The sequence below is a fragment of the Pseudomonas sp. CFBP13508 genome (assembly GCF_005233515.1).
In the GTDB taxonomy this organism is placed as follows: domain Bacteria; phylum Pseudomonadota; class Gammaproteobacteria; order Pseudomonadales; family Pseudomonadaceae; genus Aquipseudomonas; species Aquipseudomonas mercuritolerans.
The window spans coordinates 165934-185198 of sequence record NZ_QFZZ01000001.1; the positions used below are offsets into that span (position 1 = coordinate 165934).

The window sequence follows — 19265 nt, forward strand, 5'->3', positions numbered from 1 at the left end:
GTGAATTTAAGGGATCTCATCAATCGCTACATCGGGAAGCCAGTTGATACTAACGTGACTGCGCAAAATTCGAGTGTGGCCATCAGTGGGCCGAATAATGCTCCTATAACGATAAATGATGTTGATGCGATTGCTGAGGCCCTTTCTAAATCCGGCGTGGTTCAATACGCCGCTTTAGCCCAAGGGGTGGCTGGAGGTCTGCAAACTGAATTCGATCGTCAAATTGATCATTATAAAGACCAAATGAACTCCGGCGCGGTAAAGACTGCTCTGGCATCCTTTGAAAAGCTTTTAGCAGATCAAAAAAATAACCTTACTGATCTTTTGATATTTCGAGTGAAAGCAAATATCGCACTTTGTCAATATCAGCTAGGTAGCACCTCTAAAGCTCCAAATCTTCTTCTCGAAGCTTGCACTTACGCACCAGAGGATAAACGAGCAGTCGCATTCAAAACTTTAGCATACATCCTTGATGGGGATAATGATAAAGCTCTGGAATATGGTAGCGAAAAAATTCTCGACCAACCGGACAATGAGATTTTAGCTGGCTTTATTTTACAAGCTACTCGTATTAAATATCACAATAATGATACCTATGTAGATCCATTTGACCAGTTCAGTGAACGAGTAAAACTGAACCAGTCTGTGCGTATTGCGCATATTCATCTTCTCGCCTCGCAAGGGGTTGATGGGTGGAAAGATTTAGCTAAAAACTTCTTGGAAGAATTCCCGGACGACGCTCAGGTCAAAAACTTGATAGCGACGGACATCCTTCATCACTATGTCAATAATCGTCAAACTGCTAACGGTTTTACATTCACTGAGGACGAGGTGGGCGAGCTTAAGTTGGCTGCGGACTACATAGCTACTGACTGGCAGACCTTTAAGGCAAGCGATAGAGTTGCGCATGACAGTGACCTTCAGAACATCCAAAATCTTTTAATTCTCTACAAACTTTCGAACAACATTGAGGCTCTCACGAGAGAGTGTTCTTATGTACTGGCTGAGTTGACAGATGACCAGCAGATCATCGAGATAATAGCGCGCAGTTTAATCGACCTTCAGGAAGCCGAGTTATTCGAACGGGCTGTGGAAAAGGTTGCCGATAACGCCAACGAAAAAAAACTTAGACTTTTGAATAAAATAGCTAGGAAAGACTGGGTCGGACTGAGTGCGATTCAGGATTATGCTATTGATAGGTTTGACAATCCCTTCGCTGACCATGCCAGAGTAGTAATTTACATATCACGGGCATTTGTCGGTAAGGCTCGTGGTAAAGAACAATTGAAAGAGCTTCTTGCGAATTCTGAGCTTGATAGCCGTGGTCGGCTGCTGCTATTTGAATTTGCTGCCGCAAGTGAAATTTTTTCTATTGCCAAGATGGCTCACTCATATGGATACACTCGCGTTACGGAACGCAGCGAAGTTATTGAGTTCTTTCACTACATGAAGCTCGTTCGCCACATGATGTTATGGCAAGAGATCGTCTCCCGATTGGAATCTCACCCGGCCGCCATTGAGAACTACGAACTGAAGCACATGCTCGCTCTGGGATTTCTCAATGAACATCCAATCAGGGCAGAAGCCGTCGACTTTTTCGAAAAACACATAATCCCGAACCCCCAAGGCTTCGAGCTTCTGGCCGGATGTTTATACTTTAAGCGTAATGATTTTAAACGGTCAGTTCCACTAATAGAAAAATACATTGACAATGGCGGGCAGGATTTATTTGCTTTTATCGTATTATGTGATATTGCCAAGTTGAGTAATGATACTTCGGCATTGAAGCAGCTCTTTAATACCTATGATCTCAATACACTACACGGTACTCCTGAACAGCGTATGCATATAGCGAAACTGCGTGCATCACTAGGTCAGGGGGCTGAAGCGCTTGCAGAAGCTTATCAACTATGGATAGATAATCCTGACTTGGCTCCCATCGCACTAGGCTTCTTTGGCACCTTTATCATGGTCGAAAAAGACAAAATTTTGGATGCCGTAACGGTTGTTGGTAATGGATGCTATTACCGACTCGTACCTTCAGAAGGAGAAGCAATTGAGAGGGAGGTTGAGCCAAACTCTGAAGATCTTCTTGAGCTTTCCCCAGAGAAAGTAGATTTCTATACTCAACAAGTATGGGGTAAAGGCGCCGGGTACGAATTCATTCAAGAAAAATTGCAAGGAAATATAGTTTGGAAAGTTGAAGAAGTAAAACACCCTTATCTTTACGCTTTCCACGAGATATGCAAGACCTATGAGACACGGTTCCCAACTGCAGGCGGATTGTGGTCGCTGCGCGTAGAGGATAATAATCTTGACTCATTACTCGCAATATTGCAGCGACAAGTTGATTGGGATGACACTTTATTTGGCGAAATTATTGATAAAAATATGCCTCTGGAAATTGCTTCAGGCCTCAGCAAAAAAGGAATATTTGATGTTTACGATCTGGTTCGATCCAGGGCGGGAGCGGTTAGCACCTGTGTAGGTACGGAAGAAGAGCGGCTGAGCGCAATGCGGTTAGTTGAAAGCTACCAAGGCAAGCCCGTTATCCTTGATACCTATACTGCGAGGGTCGCAGCTGAACTTGGACTTCTGGACTCATTGAGTTCTTTCTTTAGTAGCGTCATTGTTCCACATAGTACGTTGCAGACATTACAGATGTTATCGGTTGATAAGGAAGGGTTGTTTGGTGCTGTTTCCGCTGAGAGTGCTCGCGCATTAGAAGCAATAAGTAAGATTCAAGGCCGATGTGAGGTTGTTGAGTATAATTTTCCTAGAGAGTCGGACGAACTGACGAGTCAGCTGGTCAAAATGAATGCTGCCGGCATAGCGCCATACTTCATTGCAAAAGATAGAGCGGCGCTATTTATTTCAGAGGATTCGTACTCTAGGGGTTTTGCTTCAAATATTTATCAGCTTTTAGACAGTGTTTGGCTTCAAGCTGTGCTAAACGTTATGCTGCAACGTCAAGCTATAACGTTTGAATTGTATTCTAACGCAATGCTTGGCTTGGCAGAACGCAAACACAGGTTTGTGTCGGTCGGAGTTTATCTTCTGGAATATGTTTATAAGAATGATTCCACCCCAGATCTCTCGCAAATGTCCACTCTGTGTGAATTCATAGGAGGACCTCAGGCAGAGCTAGAAAGTCATTTTAAGATAATACTTCAATTCATTTTGATGCGCTGGTTGCTAGACTACAATCCTAACTATGATCTAGCGCTTGAGAGCCTACTTCTAAACAACCATGGTGATGCCTTTCCATCTGTTAAAGCGATGAAAGCCACCTCAATGTTATTAGACAAACTGATCGCAATCCCAGGTGGTAGGCTAAAGCTGAGAGAGCTTATGGATCTTCCCGTGCTCAGACTGAAACGTTTCATTGTAGGCTGGTGGCATGGACATTTTTACAAATAATAGCTCTCGATGGCGGTTACGTTGAAAACAATAAATTATGTGATTCAGGTGTCTGAGCTAATTGCACGGCTTACCCTTTCACGGGCTACGCAATCTGAGCTTTTTCTAAATTAGCTCAGCTCCGTGAGTGCCATCGCCAACCTCGCTATCCATGCGTTTTTGAGAAAAAGGCCACTCACAAATGGCTGCTTATGGCCGAAAGCCGACATTCGGTGACATCGCTATCTGCATATATCTTGCAGCGTTGCGAGCAGATCCTCCAGTCGATCCTGGCGGGCTTATCTATTCCACATCGCCAGCTTCAAGCGGAATTCGCCTGATAACGTCGTCGTAAGGCACCAGATCGAGAAAGGCAATGACTTCAACTGCCTGCAGATTTCGTATGCGCATGATCCATACGTAGCTGTTGCGATAAGGCGCGCCATCGGCTGCGGTGGCGGTGCCGTCCCAGTGCACAACGACGTCATCGCCCTCAGCCCAGATATCCGTCACCGTCGGGCGAACGGGCGAGGTGAGCCGTTTTGCGAAGGGTTGGACTGCGCGTTTCAGGAAGTCGTCTCGGCCCCGATAAGTACCTGCCGAAGGGCTCGTCCCCTTGATTGTCCAGATCACATCGGGAGCCAGGACATCTGTGAAGAACGTCCGGCCGCCCTGAGCCCACTGGTTGAACGCTTGCGCAATGAATTGGCGGTTGCGTTCCGTAGTCGGTTCGCTGGCCACGGCGGGCGCCGGCCCTGCAATGATTGTGGTGAGGACCAGTGCTAGCGCTGTAGAGAGGCGTTGAACAAACGTCATTTCCTGTGCTCCTTAATCTGTCCGATGAGTCCCGTCGAGTTGGATGGGCCGTTGTTGTTATCTGTAAGCCGCTAGTTGCGTTCCCCGACGCCGTTGCTCTATATGGGGCTTTGGCAAAGAATCGGCGCGGGTGTGGCCGGCAGTATCTCTGGGCTTCATTTGAAGTGTGACTTACGAGCGGAGGAGGGCTGTTGCAGGATCGTCCTGATTTCTTGCTTGATCATCCGATACCAGATGTCTAACCGCCGCATTCCGACGTTATGGAGTTGTGTTTGAATTCCCTTTCAAAGCTTGTCGATATCGTTGGTCGTCACGTCCGGGATGACGGCATTCACAGCACCGCGATTCCGGGTGTCAGCCTGATTCGTTCGGCTTCGCCCACGATGCCTATGCCGGTGGTGTACGAGCCAACACTCTGCCTGGTCGCCCAAGGACGTAAACAAGCGATGCTGGGCACTACCGCCTATGTTTACGATCCGGCCAAGTACCTGATTGCATCGGTAGATCTTCCGGTAATGGGCTCGGTCATCGAGGCGAGTGAGGCTGTTCCCTATCTGTGCCTGGCGCTGGATCTCGATACCGCTGTGTTGAGTGAACTTGCGCTGCGCCATCCGCTACGAGAAGAGAGCGTCAGTGCGCCTCCAGCAGGCATTGCGCTCAACAATACGACTCCAGAACTGCTGGATGCTGCGGTTCGGCTGGCCGGGCTGCTCGACAGGCCACGGGATATCGAAGCGCTCGCTCCGCTGGTGATTCGCGAAATGCTTTATCGCCTTCTAACCGAAAACGGCAACAGCATCATCAGGCAGATGGCACAAGCAGACAGCCGCTTGAACCAGATCGCCAAGGCTATTGCCTGGCTGCGCAGCCACTACAACGAAGCGTGTCGGATAGATCAACTCGTCGAAATCGCCGGCATGAGTCGTTCTTCGTTTCATACGCATTTCAAGGCGATCACCTCGATGAGCCCGCTGGAGTTTCGTAACCAGTTGCGGCTACAGGAAGCACGTCGGCTGATGGTCACCGAAGCGGTCGACGCCGCAGAGGCGGGATATGCAGTCGGTTATGAAAGTCCCTCGCAGTTCAGTCGGGACTACGCCCGCTTGTTCGGTATGCCGCCGGCGAAGGACGCCTGGCGGCTGCGCACGGACATTTGTGGAATTTGAATCCAGCACTTTTCTTCGCGCAGAAAAAAACCAGGCCGCATTTGCGGCCTCGTTTTCCATGTGTTCCGGACTACTGTTCGACGCTCAGGTAATCGCCGGTCGTGGCTGGATGACGACTCTTCGCCGTGAGAATGATGGACGTCCTGAGCGATCTCCCAGGCTGGCTGCCCCGAGGTGACTGACAACGAATAGGTATGCCCTGGCCCAGGCCATGAACATGGCGGGAGCAAGCGCGATTACTACCGTGGTTGTCAGTGTTTTGCTGTACATGGCGTTAAAGGTTTCAACTCGTTGACAGGGCGTCCAAGCGATTTGCCTAATCCCCCCGGGGGGGATACGATGCCAGCGTAATTCATCGAGCCCTGAGACTCAACTCATGAGTGAGCACGAACACGAACACGACCACAGCCATCCCCACACCCACCAAAGTCATGAGGCGATCATCAAACGCCTCAAACGGGCGGACGGGCATTTGCGCGGCATCATCACCATGATCGAAGAAGGGCGTCAGTGCGTGGATATCGCCCAGCAGCTTCATGCGGTCGAGAAAGCGATCTGCCAGGCCAAACGCACGCTCATCCAGGATCACATCGACCACTGCCTCGAAGATACCGTTTCGGCCCTGGGCAATGGCGAGCGCGCACCGCTGGAAGCCTTCAAACAAATCACCAAGTACCTCTAGGTCTGACATGCCCAACTTTGCTGAACTGCTGCAACAAGGCGGGGCTCACGCCTGGCTGTATTTCCCGAGCGCGATTCTGCTCGGCGCCTTGCATGGCCTGGAGCCAGGCCATTCGAAAACCATGATGGCGGCCTTCATCGTGGCCATCCGTGGCTCGGTCAAACAGGCTGTTTTGTTGGGGTTGGCCGCAACGCTTTCGCACACCGCCGTGGTGTGGCTGGTCGCCATCGGCGGCATGTACCTGGGCAAAGGCCTGGATGCTGAAACCACTGAGCCGTATTTCCAGCTTGCTTCCTCTGCACTGATCATCGCGATTGCCCTGTGGATGCTGTGGCGTACCTGGCGCGGTGAGCAGATGTTCAAGTTCGAGCAAAGCGATGATCACCATCACGGCGAACACGACCATGGTCATCATGATGAAACGCACCGAATAGATACCGGCCATGGTCGTGTTGAACTGTCGATCTTCGAAGAAGGCCTGCCACCGCACTGGCGTTTGAAGACCCTGAGCGGACACGCCTGGGCAGCCTCGGATGTTCGCCTGACCACGACGCGTCCGGACGGCAGCAGCCAATCGTTCGCGTTCGTCGAGCGCGAAGGCTTTCTGCAGTCGACGGTGGATATTCCGGAGCCGCACGAGTTCAGCGCTCGCTTGAGCCTTGGACACGCCGGGCATTCGCATGATTACGATCTGACGTTCCAGGAGCATGGTCACGGGCATGCGCATTCCGAACTCGAAGGCCTGGAACTGTCGATTGATGGCTATCAGGATGCGCACGAACGTGCTCATGCCAACGACATCCGTAAGCGCTTCACCAACCGTGAAGTGACCACGGGTCAGATCGTCATGTTCGGGCTGACTGGCGGCCTGATTCCCTGTCCGGCTGCCATCACTGTGCTGTTGCTGTGCCTGCAAGTCAAAGAGGTCGCGCTCGGCGGCATGCTCGTTCTGTGTTTCAGCATCGGCCTGGCGCTGACTTTGGTCACTGTCGGTGCCGCTGCGGCCATTGGTGCCAGGCAGGCTTCCAATCGCTGGCCGTGGCTGGGAACCGTGGCGCGCCGCGCTCCTTATCTGTCCAGCGTGCTGATCATTGGCGTTGGCCTGTATGTCGGCTTCCATGGCTGGATTGGCCTGAGCGCATAAGGCGGGAGTGTTGGTGCTTTTCGTTGCGGCACTCAGTGCCGCCACCTGCCACCATAACCAGCCCGACAAACGACGTCGTTTGGCTGATGTTCGCGCCCAGTGACCCAGCCATCGCAAGCAATCGACCTTTGATCGAATCCTCGGAGAAGTCGCTTGCTCAATGAAGGCACCTGGCCATACGCTGCTCCGCGTGAGACATCTCACAAAGAATAACAACACGAGCATGGAGCAAGCCCTGATGAAACTGTCCGCCATTCTGATTGCCGCACTATTATCGATTACATCCGTTGCTGCCTTTGCGCACAGCGGTGGCACTGACTCGAAGGGTTGCCATCGCAACCACAAGACCAACGACTACCACTGCCACTAAACGGCAAGAGCCCAGCGCAAGGCTGGGCTCTTGTGATGAGCGCGGTGGGGGGCGGGACATAAGCGCACGCCCGACCTTCATCGCTTGTATTTGAAACTCTGCACCTCACCGGTAACAGGGCATTTTCGTTTACTCCACCGGCACGACATTATCCAACGCCTGATTGACCGCCAGCTCGCCGAGCATCACTACCTGCGCAATACCTTGCAGTGTCTTGCGCGCAGATCCTTCAACCATCCCGATCACATCACTCAACATCACCGAGGCCGAGCCCAGCGATTCGCTGGCGTTGACCAGCAGTTCTTCGGTGGCGATTTTCGGGTTGGCGAGGAACATGCTGCTGGTCTGGTAGGGCGTGGTTTTGAGGGTGTCGGTGGGTTTGAGGTAGTGGTCGAGGGCGCGGTCGGCGGCTTTGTGGAGTTTTTTTGAGTCGAGGGATTCGTAGGGGGAGGTTTCGTCTGACTGTGGCGGGTTTGGCGTGACTTTGAACATGGTGAAGCTCCATATGTGGCCAAGGGAGCCATCACTCTCGCTACCAAACGAAGGGTGGTGGCCATACGAAGGTTGGTAGACCGGCCCACATGGAAAAACCGGCGCGCTCGAAAACGCCCTGCGCATGGCCACCATAAAACCGATGCGAAAGCATCTGCATAGGATGACGTTATGCGCCATGTGGAAAGCGGGCTACCAAACCCGATCACTGTTTTTCAGTGACCGGCCAACGATAGAACCACGGCCTGAGGCGCACAAGCCGGCGGATTCTGGCGTAGTCGTAGGCAATGGCGCAAGGCGTTGTAGCTTGCTGGAATAGTCTGGATGTCGGCTTTAAACGGGGTGTTTAGGGAATTGGTTTGGGCTGAGGTTTTGTGTTGATCGGGCTGGCTTCTTCGCGAGCAGGCTCGCTCCCACAGGTGTCGAGTGGGCAATGTTTATAGCGCCGTGCCAATCGGGCCGTCATAGATTTGGAACTTTGCTTTGCTCACCATTTTCCATTGTTTGAGGTGACAACCCTCCAGCTCCTACCCACCTGAACCAAGGAATGACCGTGACGGCTCCCACTCATAAACCTGCTCTGCGCCGGGCTATCACTTTCCCGATGCTGTTTCTGTTTATTCTCGGCGATGTACTCGGCGCGGGTGTTTACGCACTCGCCGGAACCATTGCCGGGGAGGTGGGCGGCGCGATTTGGGTGCCGCTGCTGATCGCGTTGTTCTTCGCCATGTTGACGGCGGGTTCCTACGCAGAACTGGTGACCAAATATCCCCACGCCGGGGCGGCTTCGGTATTCGCGGAAAAAGCCTTCAAGTCACCGCTCATTTCCTTCCTGGTCGGTTTTTGCATGCTGGCGGCTGCGGTCACCAGTGCAGCGGGTTTGTCGCTGGCGTTTGCCGGTGATTACCTCAACGCCTTTGTCGACGTATCGCCGCAGATTGCAGCGCTGGTGTTTCTCCTGGCTATCGGCCTGCTCAACGCGCGGGGGATCAAGGAGTCGCTTGGGGCAAACCTGGTGATGACCGTGATTGAACTGTCCGGGTTGATTCTGGTGATCGTCGCCGCTGTCTGGTATTTCCGCACAGGCGATGCGGACCTGGGACGGACGCTCACGTTCAAACCGGGCGTCAGTCCCGTGCTGGCGGTGCTGGGGGCGGCATTGTTGGCCTTCTATTCCTTCGTCGGTTTCGAGACCTCGGCCAATCTGGCCGAGGAAATCAAAGACGTGCGCAAGGTGTACCCGCGCGCCTTGTTCGCCGCTTTGCTCACCGCTGGGGTGGTTTACATGGCGGTGGGTGTGGCCGCTTCTTCGGTGTTGCCTACCGAGAAGTTGGTGGCAACGTCGGCGCCTTTGCTCGAAGTTGTCCGCGCATCGACCCTCGCAATCCCGCCGGCGCTGTTCTCTTTTATTGCGCTGATCGCTGTGGCCAACGGTGCGTTGTTAACCATGATCATGGCCAGCCGATTGACCTATGGCATGGCGAATCTGGGGCTGTTGCCGGGCGTTCTGGGTGCGGTGCTGCCTGAACGAAAAACTCCGTGGGCTGCCATTGTCGCAACGACCTTGGTCGCTATTGCCCTGACACTCACAGGCACGCTGGCAACGCTGGCAGAGACCGTGGTCTTGCTGTTGCTGTTCGTTTTTCTGAGTACCAACGTGGCGGTGCTGGTTCTTCGTCGTGACAGGGTCGAGGAGGACCACTTTCGCGTACCGACCTTTGTCCCGGTGCTTGCGATCGTTTCGTGTCTGGTGCTGCTCAGTCAGCAGGGGTGGGAAACGTGGTTGCGCGCGGGGGCGTTGATCATTGTCGGGATGTTGCTGCACGGCTTTTCTCGTATCAATTTTTCCGCGATCAGTAAGGCCGGGTAGTGCAGCAGCTTGGGGAATTGGTGTTGTTTGGGCGGGCGTATTCGCGAGCAGGCTCGCTCCCACAGTGGATGGGTGGTGGTTTTCAGAATGAGTCACACGTTGTCAGTCGGCGGGCGGGTGAGTAAGCTGCCGACATGAATCAGTCCTCAGCTTCCCCATCCTTCCCCGGCCCGCGTGGTCCCGTTGATCACGACATTCGTGATCAGATTGTCGCGGCTGCCAACGAGCATTTCAGCCAGTACGGCTACGCCAAGACCACGGTGTCTGATCTGGCCAAGGCCATCGGTTTCTCCAAGGCGTACATCTACAAATTCTTCGATTCCAAACAGGCGATTGGCGAAGCCATCTGCGCGAATTGTCTAGGGCAGATCGTTGCGGCGGTCGAGGAGGCGATAAACGAGGAAGAACTAACGCCCACCGAGCGTTTCCGCCGGTTGGTGAAAACCGTGATCGCTACGGGCGTGAACCTGTTCTTCAACGACCGCAAGCTCTACGACATTGCCGCGTTTGCAGCGGGTGAGAATTGGCCAAGTGCGCAGCGTTACGATGCGCAGATCAAGCGCTTTATCACCGACATTGTCCGCGAAGGGCGCGAGGCCGGTGAGTTCGAGCGCAGGACGCCGCTGGATGAAACCGTCGAATCGATCCACTTGGCGCTGCGGCCCTTCGTCAATCCACTGATGCTGCAACACAACCTCGATTTCATCGAAGTGGCGCCGACGCTGACTTCGAACCTCATTTTGCGCAGCTTGATGCCTTGACCCTCTGCTGATCCGAATACTCGGATCAGTCGCCCCCTAATCTCGCCTCGCCCGTACAGGGGCAGAAGATGAATTACCTAAAATGTGACTGTTGACTGATATGGTCACTCGGATAACATGGCCGCCGCAGTTCAGGTATTCCATTTCCGAGACACCCACAGAGTCCACACAATGAAAAAAACAATGCTCAAGCACCCGGTGGGGCTGACTGTCGTTCTTGCGTCCTCCAACGTTCTGGCCGGCGGTTTCGCGCTCAATGAGCAAAGCGTCAGCGGCATGGGATCGGGTTTTGCCGGTCGCTCTTCTTCTGCGGAAGACGCCAGTACCGTTTTCGGCAACCCGGCAGGCATGGCGCGGCTCAAGCGCGAGCAGGCCAGCGTCGGGCAGGCGACGCTGTTTGCGAAGTCCGATATCAGCCAGACCCGCAGCACGTTTGGCGGCAAGGAAGACGGCGACATGGTGCCGACCACCACGGTACCGATGGGCTATTACGTCAAGCCGATCGACGAGCATTGGGCGTTCGGCGTGGGGTTCTACGTACCGTTTGGCCTGATCACCGACTACGGCAGCGGTTTTGCCGGCCGCTACTACGCCAACAAAAGCGAAGTCACCACGCTGACGTTCCAGCCGACCATCAGCTATGCCTTCAACGACAAGGTGTCGATCGGCTTCGGCCCAACCATCAACCGCATCAGCGGCGAGCTGTCGGGGATGGTGGCCAATCCGCTGAGCCCCGGGCGCAACGACGGCAAAGTCAAAAGCACCGGCGACGACACCGCGCTGGGCTTTAACGCCGGGGTCATGGTCCAGGCCACCGAGCAGACCCGCCTGGGTCTGACCTATCACTCAAAAGTCAGTTACCACCTCGACGCGAAAAGCAAACTCAGCGATGGCATCTTCAACGTGCTTGGGGTCAGCGGTCGCAGCTATGACGCCTCGCTGGACGTCGACACCCCGGAGTCGGTGGACTTCTCGGTCACCCATCAACTGAACAACGACTGGACGCTGTATGCCGGCAGCACCTGGACGCGCTGGAGTCGCTTCAAAGAGTTGACCATCGAAAACAGTGGATTGCCGCCATTGCTCGCCGGTCAGTTGGGCACGATCAGCGAGGAGCAGAACTGGCACGACACCTGGGCTCACGCCATCGGCGCGGCGTACCGGTTGAACAACCAATGGGTGCTGCGTACCGGGTTCTCGGTTGATCAGTCTCCGGCGAACAATACCAATCGCGGGCCGCGTATTCCCACGGGTGATCGCAAGGTGTTCAGCCTCGGTGCCGGTTGGACTCCAGCGGAGAATGTCACCATCGACGTCGCCTATTCGTATCTCTGGGAAGAGAGCGTTGAGATCAACGACACCTCGGCGGGCAAGGGTTCGTACAGCGCGAAATACAAGAACAGCGCCAGCGGGCTCGGTACTTCTGTCAGCTATCGCTTCTGATTCAGCGCTGAAAATCGGGCCGGTAACTTAGTGACTGTTGACGATATCGGTCACAAGACTGAGAATATGATGATCATCCTATTTTCAGTAAAGGAATTCCATGCGCCGGCTCCGACCTTTCCCCCTCGCGGTATGTTTGTTGCCCTTGGCCCTGACGGCGTGCGGGGATTCCTCCAGCGCAAAAGATCCACGTACCTTGGCGCCGATTGTTAGATCGGCGGCGGTGCAACCGGCAGAAAATGGATCTCGATCATTCACCGGCGTCGTCGCCGCGCGCACCCAGGGCGATCTGGGCTTTCGCGTTACGGGCAAGGTGCTCGAGCGTCTGGTTGATACCGGCCAGACGGTCAAGCGCGGCCAGCCACTGATGCGCCTCGACCCGATCGACCTCGGCCTGCAGGCGCGAGCCCAGCAAGAAGCGGTGAGCGCCGCTCGCGCCCGAGCCATACAGACTGCCGATGACGAAGCGCGCAATCGCAAACTTGTCGCCGCCGGCGCTATTTCGGCATCGGCCTACGATCAGTTCAAAGCCGCCGCTGACACCGCCAGGGCGCAGCTCAATGCTGCTGTGGCGCAAGCGGACGTAGCGCGCAACGCCTCGGGCTACGCGGTTCTGGTGGCGGACGCTGATGGCGTGGTGGTGGAAACCCTCGCCGAACCCGGGCAAGTCGTCAGCCCGGGACAACCGGTGGTGCGGCTGGCGCGGGCCGGTCAGCGGGAGGCCATCGTCCATCTGCCCGAGACCTTGCGCCCCGCGCCGGGCTCAACCGCTCAGGCAAAACTGTATGGCGATACGTCGGCTGCCGTGAGCGCAAAACTGCGTCTGCTTTCCGATTCGGCCGACAGCACGACTCGTACTTTCGAGGCGCGCTATGTGCTCGAAGGCAGTTTGGCCAATGCGCCAATCGGCTCGACGGTCACCGTCGAAATTGCCCAGGGTTCTTCGCCAGATCAGGCGCTGAAAGTGCCCGTCGCCGCGATCTATAACCCGGGCAAAGGCCCCGGCGTGTGGGTCATCGCCGGCACTCCGGCGAAAGTGAGCTGGCGCCCGGTCGAGGTGCTGGGCTTGAGCGATGACTCGGCCCGTGTCGCTGGCCAGCTCAACGTCGGTGAACCGATTGTCGCGCTGGGCGCGCATTTGCTGCGCGATGGCGAAGAAGTGCGCTTGCTTGCCCACGACGATGGCCAGATTGCCGGGAGTCGTCCATGAGCGAGGGCCGCTTCAACCTTTCCGCTATCGCCGTGCGCCAACGTGCGATCACGGTGTTTCTGATTTTTCTCATCGCCGTGGCCGGCGTCCTGTCGTTCTTCAAATTGGGCCGGGCGGAAGATCCGCCGTTCACGGTCAAGCAGCTGACGGTGATTACGGCGTGGCCAGGGGCGACCGCGCAGGAGATGCAGGATCAGGTCGCCGAACCCCTCGAAAAACGCTTGCAGGAACTGAAGTGGTACGACCGCTCGGAAACCTACACGCGTCCGGGACTGGCATTCACTATGGTCTCGTTGCTCGACAGCACACCGCCATCGCAGGTGCAGGAAGAGTTTTATCAGGCACGGAAAAAGCTCGACGACGAAGCAATCAAGCTGCCGGCGGGTGTCATCGGGCCGATGGTCAACGACGAGTTCTCCGACGTGACCTTCGCGCTGTTCGCCTTGAAAGCCAAGGGCGAGCCGCAGCGCTTGCTGGTACGCGATGCGGAGACGTTGCGCCAGCGCCTGTTGCACGTGCCGGGGGTGAAAAAGGTCAACATCATCGGCGAGCAGGCCGAGCGGATATTCGTTTCGTTTTCCCATGATCGGCTGGCGACGCTGGGCTTGTCGCCGCAGGACATCTTCGCCGCGCTGAACAATCAGAACGTATTGACGCCGGCCGGGTCGGTCGAAACCAAAGGGCCGGAGGTTTTTTTGCGCGTCGATGGCGCGTTCGACACGCTGCAGAAAATTCGTGACACGCCTGTTGTCGCTCAAGGCCGAACACTCAAGCTGTCTGACGTGGCCAAGGTCGAGCGCGGCTACGAAGACCCGGCGACCTTTCTGGTGCGCAACAACGGCGAAGAAGCGTTATTGCTCGGCGTGATCATGCGCGAGGGCTGGAACGGTCTCGATCTGGGCAAGGCGCTGGATGCCGAGACAGTCAGGATCAACGAAGAAATGCCCTTGGGCATGACCCTCTCCAAAGTCACCGATCAGGCAGTGAATATCGACTCGGCTGTGGGCGAGTTCATGGTCAAGTTCTTTGTCGCGCTGCTGGTGGTCATGCTGGTGTGCTTTCTCAGCATGGGCTGGCGCGTCGGCGTGGTCGTCGCAGCGGCGGTGCCGTTGACCCTGGCGATCGTGTTTGTGGTGATGGCGGCCACCGGCAAGAACTTTGACCGGATCACCTTGGGTTCGCTGATTCTGGCGCTCGGCTTGCTGGTCGATGACGCGATCATCGCCATTGAAATGATGGTGGTGAAGATGGAGGAGGGTTACGACCGCATCAAGGCCTCCGCTTATGCCTGGAGCCACACGGCAGCGCCAATGCTGGCCGGTACGCTGGTCACGGCGATTGGCTTTCTGCCCAACGGATTCGCGCAATCAACGGCGGGCGAGTACACCAGCAACATGTTCTGGATTGTCGGCATCGCGCTCATTGCTTCGTGGGTCGTCGCCGTGGCTTTCACGCCGTACTTGGGCGTGAAGCTGTTGCCGGACATCAAGAAAGTCGAAGGCGGGCACGCGGCAATTTACGACACGCCGCGCTACAACCGCTTCCGGCGCATTTTGACGTGGGTGATAACGCGCAAATGGCTGGTGGCGGGCATGGTGATTGCGTTGTTTGCCGTTGCGATTCCGGGCATGGGGCTGGTGAAGAAGCAGTTCTTTCCGACCTCTGACCGCCCTGAAGTGATGATCGAAGTGCAGATGCCCTACGGCACGTCCATCGAGCAGACCAGCGCCGCGGCGGCCAAAGTCGAAGCCTGGCTGCACAAGCAGGAAGAGGCAAAAATCGTCACCGCCTATATCGGTCAGGGTGCACCACGGTTTTTCCTGGCAATGGCGCCGGAGTTGCCGGATCCATCGTTCGCCAAAATCGTCGTGCTGACCGACAACCAGGACGCCCGTGAAACTCTGAAGTTGCGTTTGCGCGAAGCGGTCGCCGAAGGGCTTGCTCCAGAGGCGCGGGTTCGGGCGACGCAGATCGTATTCGGCCCGTACTCGCCATTCCCGGTGGCCTACCGGGTGATGGGGCCTGATCCGGCGAAGCTGCGCGACATCGCCGAGCAGGTCAGGGCGGTGATGCAGGACAGCCCGATGATGAGAACCGTCAACACTGACTGGGGGCCGCTGACGCCGACCTTGCATTTCAACCTGGATCAGGACCGCTTGCAGGCGGTGGGGCTAACTTCCAGCGCAGTCGCCCAGCAGTTGCAGTTTCTGCTCAGCGGCGTGCCGATCACGGCGGTGCGCGAAGACATCCGTTCCGTGCAGGTCGTTGGCCGTGCGGCGGGCAATATCCGCCTGGACCCGGCACAGATCGAAGGCTTCACCCTGGTCGGTGCGGCGGGGCAGCGCATCCCGCTGTCGCAGATCGGCCAGGTCGAAGTGCGCATGGAAGACCCGATCCTGCGCCGCCGCGATCGCACGCCGACCATCACCGTCCGTGGCGACATCGCCGAAGGTTTGCAGCCACCGGACGTTTCCGGCGCGATCATCCAGCAGTTGCAGCCGATCATCGAAAACCTGCCTTCCGGCTACCGGATTGAACAGGCGGGCGCCATCGAAGAATCCGGCAAGGCCGGCAAAGCGATTCTGCCGTTGCTGCCGATCATGATCGCCATGACGCTGCTCATCATCATCGTCCAGGTACGCTCGATCTCAGCGATGATCATGGTATTCCTGACCTCGCCGTTAGGCCTGATCGGTGTGGTGCCGACGCTGCTGATCTTCAACCAGCCATTCGGTATCAATGCGCTGGTCGGGTTGATCGCGCTGTCGGGGATTCTGATGCGCAACACGCTGATTTTGATCGGGCAGATTCATCACAATGAGCAGGAAGGCCTAGCGCCGTTCCATGCCGTGGTCGAAGCGACGGTGCAACGGGCGCGGCCGGTGTTGTTGACCGCGCTGGCAGCGATTCTCGCGTTCATTCCGCTGACCCACTCGGTGTTCTGGGGCACGCTCGCGTACACGCTGATCGGCGGCACGTTTGTTGGCACCATCATCACGCTGGTGTTTCTGCCGGCGATGTATGCGATCTGGTTCAGGATTCGGCCTGAAAACAGGGGGCAGGTTCAACCCTCGCGTTCGGTATAAGGTCAAGTTTGAAAGAGGCCCGTCAATGACGGGCCTTTTGCTATCCGCGACTAACTCTCTCTCTTGGCTATTGGAGATTTTCAAGTGTGCGGAGTTGACCCTCGTAATTAACCAGGTCCGCCGTTTATACAGGATGTCATTAATAAGCATCACAGTTGTTTGCGAATTTTGCGGATCAGATTTTCCCATCATTGAAAGAATGCGTTTTGCTGTGGCTAACTTGCTGAAATATAAGTGCGAAAATTCATTTATATCTGTTTGAAATAATGCGCCTAATGTTTTGCGCGACTTTCTCTTAAGAAAAACAGTTTTCATTGGCAAACAAGCTGTTAGCTGGTCATTTATTTTTTAAATTGACGCAGCGTAGATGGCGGGGCTAGTTTTTTCTCCAACTTGCTGCGCTGCTTTGTGCGTTATTGCGTATCGTACGATTGAATCTTGTTTGAACGCCATGGCGAATTTCATTTGCCTGGGTATTGGACTTTGTTCGCTCTAAACTTTTTAAAGGGAGAGTCAGTCGTCATGGATTGTTTAAAGGAAACACGAGTCGGCAATGTGCTGTCGGGATGGAATCACTTGTCGGTAGTCGGGCCGATAAATGTGCAGAATACCGCCGGCGCGCGGGTTCAGCTGTCATCGGGCGAATGGCGCGATGATTATATTATGGGCTGGGGATCCTGCCTGTTGGGGCACGATAGTCCGGTCATCAAAAACTCTATTCTCAAGGCACTGGAGCGGGGCTTTCTTCAGCAGTATGAGACCGATGAACATCGTCTGTTGAGTGAGCGGTTCTGTGCGGTCGTTCCCTGCGCCGAAAAGTTGCGGCTGGTCAACTCCGGACTGGAAGCGACCATGTATGCGACGCGTATCGCCCGTGCCGTTACCGGTCGACGCATCATCATCAAGTTCGAAGGGCATTTTCATGGGCTGAATGATTCTTTGACCTGGAACGTGGATTCTTCACCGCGCTCTGGCGCGTTATTGGCGGGAAGAGAACTGGAGCGTTTATCGGGCACTGTGGGAATTCCTGACGAATTCGGAAACTTGACGGTTTCGGTTTCATGGAATGATCTGGAAGCGCTGGAAAATGCTTTTGAAAAATACAAGGACGATGTGGCAGGGGTGATCCTGGAACCTGTTGCATTGAATATCGGATGCATCAGGCCGGATGAAGGTTTTCTGCAAAATGTGCGTGCGCTGACCAGCCGTAAGGGTGCGCTGCTGATCTTCGACGAAGTGCTCACCGGTTTCCGCGCAAACATTGGTGGTGCGCAAAAGGACTTCGGTGTCGTACCCGACATCGCCGCCTTCGGCAAGGCGTTCGGCTGCGGCATGCCGATCGCGGGTATTGCCGGTAAAGCCGAATACATGGACGTAATCGCACCACGCGGTCCTGTTCAGGTCAGCGGGACCAATACGGGGCGATACCTGTCCGTGTCCGCCGCGCTTGCCGCCATCGAGCATTTGCAGGATGGAGCGGTGCACCGGCACATCGCCGCGCTGGAATCGCGCTTGAAGGCCGGGCTTAGGGACGTTTTCGATAAACACCACATACCCTGTCATATCGATGGGTACGGCGGTCGAATCGGCGTCCACATCGGAACCTCCGAACGTCCTCGAACCATGAGGGAGATAGAGCATTTCTACCCGATCGACTTTGCCCAGAAGTTGTTCGCCCTGCTATCCCGTGAGTACAACTTGTATGGCTTTTTGATGCCCCTCAGTTATTGCCCAGAGCCTGTCACCCTGAGTGCATCGCATACGACTGAAATGTTGGCGGACGCCTGTGAGCGGCTGGATTCGGCACTCAAGAGGGTTCAGTACCATGCCAAATGAACCTGTTACGAAGATTCGCCTGCGGCGATTTGCAAAGGCTGACATGGAAGCTGTTCTGGGGTTGGTCGCCCAGATTGCCTCTGGCGAGGATCTTACCGAGTCTGCGGGTCAGCAATTTGCCAATGAACTTGCCAATCCTCAATTTGAGGGGGGGCGATTTGTCGCCACAGTAGACGGACGGGTGATCGGGACGATGGGCTGCGCCGCAGGTCCGATCCCCTCGAAGTATGTCCTGTGGGCAGACTGGTTGATTGTTGATAGCCAATACCGTCGATACGGGGTGGCTTCGTTGTTGTATGACGAAATTGAAAAGTATGCTCTGGCAAATGAAAAGACATGGTTATGTCTGGATATAGGAAATATTGACAAAGAGCGTGCAGCCTACCGTTTTCATTTACGCAATGGCTTTCAAATCGTCGGGCAGCTTCCCGATTACTGGGGAGAACTTGAACACCTGAACATCATGGCTAAATCTCTTATCTCAAAGGAATGAATAATCATGGGCGTTTTAAGTGACATCACTGCACTGCAGGATGAGGCGGTTTATTGCCGCGAAAAAGGTTTGACTATCGGTCTTTGTCACGGCTGTTTCGACATTGTGCATCCTGGGCACCTTTATCATTTGCAACGTGCCAGAACAATGGTGGATCGATTGTTCGTTTCAGTTACCGCCGACCCATATGTCAATAAAGGAGCGGACCGGCCGGTATTCCCCGATCAAAAACGCGCAGAGTTTCTTGCCTCTATTCGCTATTGCGATCATGTCATCGTAAATCACACACCCACTGCTGAATTGATGATCAAGACGCTACGTCCCAACCTCTATTTCAAGGGTGCGGATTACAGTGACGGGTCAGACGTGAGACTTCAGGCGGAGCGCGCACTGGTTGAAAGCGCAGGGGGGCGAATGATCTTGACGGACGACAAGATATTCGACTCGACGTCCAGAATCGCCCGGCTCGTCATGTCCACGCACAGATGACAGGTAAG

The 19265-nt window shown here is 55.2% G+C and carries 15 protein-coding genes; 13 read left to right on the forward strand and 2 right to left on the reverse strand.

Annotated elements, in window-relative coordinates:
• Positions 1 to 3420 carry a hypothetical protein gene (locus PspCFBP13508_RS00885; RefSeq protein ID WP_137213367.1) on the forward strand — a complete coding sequence of 1140 codons (3420 nt, stop codon included), beginning with the start codon at positions 1 to 3 and terminating at the stop codon, positions 3418 to 3420.
• A gap of 282 nt (positions 3421 to 3702) precedes the next feature.
• Here PspCFBP13508_RS00885 and PspCFBP13508_RS00890 read toward each other — a convergent pair whose 3' ends face one another.
• A complete protein-coding gene (locus tag PspCFBP13508_RS00890; RefSeq protein ID WP_137213368.1) occupies positions 3703 to 4215 on the reverse strand; it encodes a nuclear transport factor 2 family protein in 513 nt (170 codons plus the stop codon).
• Between the two features lie 272 nt (positions 4216 to 4487).
• Here PspCFBP13508_RS00890 and PspCFBP13508_RS00895 point away from each other — a divergent pair, with 272 nt between their 5' ends.
• The 4 genes from PspCFBP13508_RS00895 to PspCFBP13508_RS00910 all read left to right on the forward strand — a co-directional run bounded on the left by PspCFBP13508_RS00895 (position 4488) and on the right by PspCFBP13508_RS00910 (position 7577).
• Positions 4488 to 5381 carry an AraC family transcriptional regulator gene (locus tag PspCFBP13508_RS00895; protein ID WP_161984062.1) on the forward strand — a complete coding sequence of 298 codons (894 nt, stop codon included), beginning with the start codon at positions 4488 to 4490 and terminating at the stop codon, positions 5379 to 5381.
• A 376-nt stretch (positions 5382 to 5757) separates the two neighbouring features.
• The gene (locus tag PspCFBP13508_RS00900; RefSeq protein WP_122699136.1) at positions 5758 to 6063 is read left to right on the forward strand and encodes a metal-sensing transcriptional repressor; all 306 of its coding nucleotides are present in this window, start codon (positions 5758 to 5760) and stop codon (positions 6061 to 6063) included.
• Between the two features lie 7 nt (positions 6064 to 6070).
• Positions 6071 to 7207: a nickel/cobalt efflux protein RcnA gene (locus PspCFBP13508_RS00905; protein ID WP_137213370.1), complete on the forward strand. Its 1137-nt coding sequence runs from the start codon at positions 6071 to 6073 to the stop codon at positions 7205 to 7207.
• Between the two features lie 238 nt (positions 7208 to 7445).
• Positions 7446 to 7577 (forward strand): YHYH domain-containing protein, encoded by a 132-nt coding sequence (locus tag PspCFBP13508_RS00910; protein WP_096144211.1) that lies wholly within the window; start codon positions 7446 to 7448, stop codon positions 7575 to 7577.
• A gap of 129 nt (positions 7578 to 7706) precedes the next feature.
• On the opposite strand, the gene PspCFBP13508_RS00915 is transcribed toward PspCFBP13508_RS00910, so the two are convergent.
• Positions 7707 to 8069: a hypothetical protein gene (locus tag PspCFBP13508_RS00915; RefSeq protein ID WP_137213371.1), complete on the reverse strand. Its 363-nt coding sequence runs from the start codon at positions 8067 to 8069 to the stop codon at positions 7707 to 7709.
• Positions 8070 to 8616: 547 nt separating this feature from the next.
• Here PspCFBP13508_RS00915 and PspCFBP13508_RS00920 point away from each other — a divergent pair.
• The 8 genes from PspCFBP13508_RS00920 (at position 8617) to PspCFBP13508_RS00955 (ending at position 19257) form a co-directional block, all read left to right on the forward strand.
• Entirely contained in the window at positions 8617 to 9939 is a 1323-nt protein-coding gene (locus PspCFBP13508_RS00920) for an APC family permease (protein ID WP_137213372.1), read from the forward strand.
• 134 nt (positions 9940 to 10073) lie between these two features.
• Entirely contained in the window at positions 10074 to 10700 is a 627-nt protein-coding gene (locus PspCFBP13508_RS00925) for a TetR/AcrR family transcriptional regulator (RefSeq protein WP_137213373.1), read from the forward strand.
• Between the two features lie 171 nt (positions 10701 to 10871).
• Complete coding sequence (locus PspCFBP13508_RS00930; protein ID WP_137213374.1) at positions 10872 to 12143, forward strand: outer membrane protein transport protein; 1272 nt, start codon at positions 10872 to 10874, stop codon at positions 12141 to 12143.
• A gap of 100 nt (positions 12144 to 12243) precedes the next feature.
• A complete protein-coding gene (locus tag PspCFBP13508_RS00935) occupies positions 12244 to 13353 on the forward strand; it encodes an efflux RND transporter periplasmic adaptor subunit (protein WP_137213375.1) in 1110 nt (369 codons plus the stop codon).
• Positions 13350 to 16439 (forward strand): efflux RND transporter permease subunit, encoded by a 3090-nt coding sequence (locus PspCFBP13508_RS00940; RefSeq protein WP_137213376.1) that lies wholly within the window; start codon positions 13350 to 13352, stop codon positions 16437 to 16439. Before PspCFBP13508_RS00935 ends, PspCFBP13508_RS00940 begins: the two co-directional genes overlap by 4 nt.
• A 438-nt stretch (positions 16440 to 16877) precedes the next feature.
• Positions 16878 to 18275: an aminotransferase class III-fold pyridoxal phosphate-dependent enzyme gene (locus PspCFBP13508_RS00945; protein ID WP_161984063.1), complete on the forward strand. Its 1398-nt coding sequence runs from the start codon at positions 16878 to 16880 to the stop codon at positions 18273 to 18275.
• Positions 18265 to 18768 carry a GNAT family N-acetyltransferase gene (locus PspCFBP13508_RS00950; RefSeq protein WP_039758832.1) on the forward strand — a complete coding sequence of 168 codons (504 nt, stop codon included), beginning with the start codon at positions 18265 to 18267 and terminating at the stop codon, positions 18766 to 18768. Before PspCFBP13508_RS00945 ends, PspCFBP13508_RS00950 begins: the two co-directional genes overlap by 11 nt.
• Positions 18769 to 18774: 6 nt before the next feature.
• Positions 18775 to 19257 carry an adenylyltransferase/cytidyltransferase family protein gene (locus PspCFBP13508_RS00955; RefSeq protein WP_039758830.1) on the forward strand — a complete coding sequence of 161 codons (483 nt, stop codon included), beginning with the start codon at positions 18775 to 18777 and terminating at the stop codon, positions 19255 to 19257.
• Positions 19258 to 19265 lie beyond the last annotated feature (8 nt).